Here is a 4333-nt window from a genome sequence, read left to right on the forward strand (position 1 = left end):
CCCCAGATGAAGACGAGCGCGCCGACCGCGATCAGGTTGAGGATCAGAAACGCCTGCACGCCGGCGACCAGCACGTCGGCCGTGGCCGCGGGCAGGAACGAAGGCAGGAGCGAGCGAAACGTTTCGAGCACGGCTTCCGGCGGGCCTTCGTCGCGGTCGGGACTTTCGGGAGGCTTCGCGCCCCCGGCGGGCGTCGCGCGTATAAATCCGTATCGACGGCGGCGGTGCGCGTCGCGAGCGCGGGGATTGTCGTGAAACCCCGTTTCGTCCGCAAGCCCCGGCCGTCGCTCGCGCGGCGGGCCGAATGGTCGCAGCCCGAGCGATCGCCCGCGGCGGCGTTTGTTGCCAAGCGCCGCAACCCGGGATAGTCTCTAGAGAAACGACGGCGCATCGCGCCCCGCGCGGCCGTCTTCGAGAAACCGAGGTCGAGAGTTGCTCCCGTACGATTTCGACGCCAGCATCGGTTTTTGGATCTGCATGGCCAACCAGGCCGTCCAGCGCGAGCTGGCCGACCGTCTGGAGCCCCAAGGAATCACCTACCGCCAGGCCCAGGTGTTGGGAAACCTGATCCATTCGGGCGAGATGACGCAGGCGACGCTGGCCCGCAAAATGTTCATCGAGCCGCCCACGCTCGTCGGCATTCTCAATCGGATGGAGCGCGACGGCTGGATCGGCCGGACGATCTGCCCGTCCGACCGCCGCAAGAAATACGTCCGCATCAATCCCGAAGCGGCCGACGCCTGGTCGAAGGTCGTGGAGTGCGCGTACGCGGTCCGGGCGAAGGCCTCGGACGGCCTCACCGACGAAGAGCTCGCCACGCTCAAGCGGCTCCTGGAAAAGGTCCGCGCCAACCTCGGCGCGGGCGTCGAAATCGCCGATCTGGCCGCCTGCGACGACTGACCGAATCGCGCGACCGCGGCCGGCTCAGTTCGACGCGCTGGCTTCTTTGAAGCGGTAGCCGACGCCGCGGACCGTCTCGATCAGCTCGGCGCGGTCGCCCAGCTTCTGCCGCAGCGACTTGACGTGCACGTCGATGGTGCGGTCGAGCGAGGCCACGTCTTCCCCCATGCTCGCGTCCATCAGCTCGTGCCGCGAAAACGCCCGGCCGGGCTGACGCGCCAGCGACCAGAGCAGGCGGAACTCGGTGGGCGTCAGGGGCAGGACGCGGCCGTCGAGCGTCGCGCGGTGCCGCCAGCGGTCGATCTCGACCCCCTGCTCCGCGATCGACGCGGTCTGATCCTCGCGGACGTTCGTCCGTCGCAGGAGCGCTTTCACCCGCTGCAGCAGCGGTCGCACCTTGAACGGCTTGGCGACGTAGTCGTCGGCCCCCATCTGGAAGCCGACCACCTCGTCGATCTCCTCGCCCCGCGCCGTGACCATCACGATCGGGATCGTCCGCGTGTTCGCGTCGTCGCGGAGCCGGCGGCAGACCTCGAGCCCTTCGAGCACCGGCAGCATCAGGTCGAGGACGATCAGGTCGGGGAGCACCGACTGGGCCCGCTGCAGCCCGCTCAGACCGTCCGTCGCGGTGAGGACTTCGAAGCCCTCGCGTTCCAGGTTGTAGCGGAGAGCTTCCAGCAACGCGGTTTCGTCTTCGATGACCAGAATCTTGTGACGGCTCATGCGATCTCGGGGCGGAATGTACGCCGACGCCACGCGGGCCGGATCGGCCCACGAACTCACGACGCGAATCAACTCGCGTAAATCTTATCCATCCGTTCGGCGATCGCCCGCAGGCGAGTTTCGTCGCCGCCCGGAATTTCGGCCGTGCCCCAGCCGGTGAAGCCGATTTCCTCCAGCGCCCGCATCACCGCCGGCCAGTCGCAGTCCCCTTCCAGCAGCTCGACGCCGAAACCGGCCCCGGTCCCTTTTTCGCGGGCGACCTTGCGGCTGTATTCCTTGACGTCGAGCTTGCCGATCCGCTTGCCCAGCGTGCGAATCCATTGCTCGGGCCAACCGTAGAGCACGACGTTCCCCACGTCGAAATAGGCCCCGATCCACTCGCTCTCGAATTCGTCGATGTAACGGGCGGTTTCCAGCGGGCTGAGCAGGAAATTGTTCCAGACGTTCTCGAACAGGATCTTGATCTTCAATTCGGCGGCCAGCGGGAGCGCCTTGCGGATTTCGGCCTGCGACCGCGTGTACGCGTCGGCGTACGAGACTTCCTTGTTCACCACCGCCGGCACGAGCAGCACGCTCGTCGCGCCGTACGCGTGGGCGTCGCGGATCGCGGTTTCGAGGGCCGCCAGCCCCTTGGCCCGCACTTCTTCGCTCGGGTGCGACAGCGTCTCTTTCCAGTGGGCCGAATCGACGACCCCGTGGATCGGCAGCCCCGATTCGTCGCGCGCCGCGAGCACCTCGCTCTTGTCGAACCCGTTGGGCGAATCGAGCTCGATCCCGTCGAAGCCGATCTCCTTGAGGATCTTGAACTTATCGACGAGAGTCGCCCCGGCCCGCACCATCCCGATCTTGACGGCCTTTTTGTACTTCTTCACCGGCGCGTCCTGAGCGGAAGCGGACGAGCCCGGCCCGCCCGACGCGAGCGCCGCGGCCGCGCCGACGCCGGCCGCGAGGAAGGTTCGACGATCGAGGGGAGACGTCATGAAGAGTCCTCGCGGCTCGCGAACGGCGGAAATGGCTCGCGGAACTCGTCCGCGGGCGAAAGCATATCAAGCCGCGCAAACGGCCGGCAAGCCGCTCGCCCGCCCGCGGGGTAACCGTCGCCGGCCCCCGGTCAACTTCCCGTGCGGACGCGCCGCGCCGGTTCGATTGACCGACCGCCGGGCGACGATTACGCTCGACGCATCCACGAACTTTGATGGGTTAGGGAGCCGATCCATGCGACGACGGGCCTCGAACGGGCGGAACGCGACGCCGGCGGTCGTGCTGGCGGCCCTGGCCTGGAGCGCGTCGCTCGCGGCCGCGGCCGAGACGACCGTCTTCCCCGAGTCGATCACGCTCGACGACGTCTTCGCCCGCCGGCAGGTGCTCGTCACCGCGGCCGGGCCGCGCGGGCCGGAGGATCGCACCTCCCAGGCGAAATACGTCTCGCTCGACCCGCACGTCGCGACCGTCGACGAACGCGGCTACGTCGCCCCCGTCGCGGTCGGCAAGACCGCGCTCGAGATCGCGATCGACGGGCGAAAGCTGCGCGTCCCGGTCGAGGTGACCGGCCTCGACGGCGGCCGTCCCGTCGATTTCGCCCGCGAGGTCGTCCCCCTGCTCACCCGCTTCGGCTGCAACGCGGGGGGCTGCCACGGCAAGGCGAGCGGCCAGAACGGCTTCAAGCTGAGCCTGTTCGGATTCGACGCCGCGTACGATCACAAAGCCATCGCGACGGAAGCCCGCGGCCGACGCGTGTTTCCCGCGGCTCCCGATCAGAGCTTGCTGCTGCTCAAAGCGATCGGCGCGGTCCCGCACGGCGGCGGCCGACGGCTCGTCAAGGATTCCGATCCGTACCTCGTGATCCGCCGGTGGATCGAGCAGGGTTTGCCCGCGACCGCGCCCGACGCGCCGACGATCAAGAGCGTCCGCATCGAGCCGCACGAGCGGACGATGCGGAAGCACGAGAAACAGCAGCTCGCGGTGATCGCGGAATACAGCGACGGCTCGACCCGCGACGTCACGCGGCAGGCGCAGTTCAACACCAACGAAGGCGCGGTCGCGGTTTCTTCCGACGACGGCCTCGTGAGCGCCAACGACCTGCCGGGCGAAGCGGCGATCATGGCCGCGTATCTCGGTCAGGTGGCGGTCTTCAAAGTGCTGGTCCCGACGGGCGAGCCGCTCGACGCGATCCCCGAATTCACGCCCAACAACTTCGTGGACGAGCTGGTGCTCGCGAAGTGGAAGAAGCTCGGCCTGCGCCCGTCGCCGACGTGCACCGACGAAGAGTTCCTCCGCCGCGTGACGATCGACCTGGCCGGCCGGCTCCCGACCGTCGACGAGGCGTCCGCTTTCGCGGCCGATTCCTCCGCGACCAAACGCGAGGCGGCGGTCGACCGCCTGCTGGCGTCGCCCGACTACGCGGCCTACTTCGCGATGCGGTGGGGGACGATCCTCCGCAACTCGCGACTCGCCGGCGCCGACAAGGCCGCGTACGCGTTTCACAACTGGCTCAAGGACCTGATCGCGCAGAATCGTCCTTACGACGAGCTCGTGCGCGGCGTGGTGGCCGCGTCGGGCGAGTGGCAAGACGCGCCCGCGATCAACTGGTACTGGCAGATGCGCGACGATCAGTTGCATCAGCCGGTCGGCGACACGGCCCAGGTCTTCCTCGGTCTGCGGCTGCAGTGCGCCCAGTGCCACCACCATCCGTACGAACGCTGGAGCCAGG

General features: G+C 68.3%; 4 protein-coding genes. 2 read left to right on the forward strand and 2 right to left on the reverse strand.

Features of this window, described 5'->3' with window-relative positions; genetic code table 11:
* Nucleotides 1–432 precede the first annotated feature (432 nt).
* Entirely contained in the window at nt 433–900 is a 468-nt protein-coding gene (locus DP116_RS30460) for a MarR family winged helix-turn-helix transcriptional regulator (protein ID WP_169157356.1), read from the forward strand.
* Between the two features lie 24 nt (nt 901–924).
* Here DP116_RS30460 and DP116_RS30465 read toward each other — a convergent pair whose 3' ends face one another.
* Both DP116_RS30465 and DP116_RS30470 read right to left on the reverse strand, forming a co-directional pair.
* Nucleotides 925–1623: a response regulator gene (locus tag DP116_RS30465; protein WP_169157357.1), complete on the reverse strand. Its 699-nt coding sequence runs from the start codon at nt 1621–1623 to the stop codon at nt 925–927.
* 68 nt (nt 1624–1691) lie between these two features.
* Nucleotides 1692–2603, reverse strand: coding sequence for a sugar phosphate isomerase/epimerase family protein (locus tag DP116_RS30470; protein WP_169157358.1), 912 nt, complete (start codon nt 2601–2603; stop codon nt 1692–1694).
* A gap of 235 nt (nt 2604–2838) precedes the next feature.
* Here DP116_RS30470 and DP116_RS30475 point away from each other — a divergent pair.
* The coding region (locus DP116_RS30475; RefSeq protein WP_169157359.1) for a DUF1549 domain-containing protein at nt 2839–4333 on the forward strand (1495 nt) is incomplete at its 3' end.

This window comes from Brasilonema bromeliae SPC951 (assembly GCF_012912135.1).
Taxonomy (GTDB): domain Bacteria; phylum Cyanobacteriota; class Cyanobacteriia; order Cyanobacteriales; family Nostocaceae; genus Brasilonema; species Brasilonema bromeliae.

What these genes read in the sequence shown, in the direction of transcription:
- DP116_RS30470 (WP_169157358.1), bottom strand. Translation starts at nt 2,603, where the DNA reads ATGACGTCTCCCCTCGATCGTCGAACCTTCCTCGCGGCCGGCGTCGGC.
- DP116_RS30465 (WP_169157357.1), bottom strand. Translation starts at nt 1,623, where the DNA reads ATGAGCCGTCACAAGATTCTGGTCATCGAAGACGAAACCGCGTTGCTG.